Origin of the sequence: Mesorhizobium sp. M1A.F.Ca.IN.020.06.1.1, from assembly GCF_004023265.1 — a bacterium.
Taxonomy (GTDB): domain Bacteria; phylum Pseudomonadota; class Alphaproteobacteria; order Rhizobiales; family Rhizobiaceae; genus Mesorhizobium.
This window is the reverse complement of sequence record NZ_RZSR01001478.1, coordinates 1-918: the sequence shown is the minus strand read 5'-3', so window position 1 is coordinate 918 and position 918 is coordinate 1. Positions and strand designations below refer to the sequence as shown.

The following is a 918-nucleotide window of genomic DNA, read 5'->3' as shown; positions in this document are numbered from 1 at the left end:
TTCATGGGCTATCGCCGCGCCGATGGTCGCGCCGGAACGCGCAACTTCATCGGCATCATCGCCAGCGTCAATTGCTCGTCCACCGTCTGCCATGCGATCGCCGACGAGGCCAATCGCACGCTTTTGCCGAAATATCCCGGCATCGACGGTTTCGTGCCGATCGTCCACGGCCAGGGCTGCGGCATGAGCGCCACCGGCGACGGAATGATGGTGCTGCACCGCACGCTGGCCGGCTATGCACGCCACCCGAATTTCGGCGGCGTGCTGATGGTCGGTCTGGGCTGCGAGGTCAACCAGCTCACCCTTTATGGCCAAAAGGGCGTCGCGGCGGGAAAGCGGCACTTCAACATCCAGGAGGCCGGCGGCTCGCGCAAATCCGTCGAGCGGGCGATGGGCGTGCTGGCCGAGATCGCCGAGGAGGTCGGCCAGTTGCAGCGCGAACCGATCCCGGTCAGCGAGATCGTCGTCGGCCTGCAATGCGGCGGCTCGGACGGCATGTCCGGCATCACCGCCAATCCGGCGCTGGGGGCGGCGGTCGATATTCTGGCCGGCTGCGGCGGCATCGGCATCCTGTCCGAGACGACCGAGATCTACGGCGCCGAGCATCTGCTTGCCTATCGCGCCGCCTCGCCCGAGATCGCAGCCAAGCTCGACGGCTTTGTGAAATGGTGGGAGGACCATACAGCCAAGCACGGCGCCTCGATCGACAACAATCCCTCGCCGGGCAACAAGCGCGGCGGCCTGACCACGATCCTGGAGAAATCGCTGGGTGCTGTTGCCAAGGGCGGTCAGACGCCGCTCAACGGCGTCTTCGGTTACGCCGAGAAGGTCAGCGGCAGCGGCTTGGTGTTCATGGACACGCCCGGCTACGATCCGGTCTCGGCCACCGGCCAGGTGGCCGAGACCGGATCGTAGCCG

The 918-nt window shown here is 66.4% G+C and carries 1 pseudogene; it reads left to right on the top strand.

What is annotated here, in order from left to right:
- Nucleotides 1–900, top strand: a pseudogene (locus tag EOA60_RS35000) (UxaA family hydrolase); the annotation flags it as partial.
- Between the last annotated feature and the right edge of the window lie 18 nt (nt 901–918).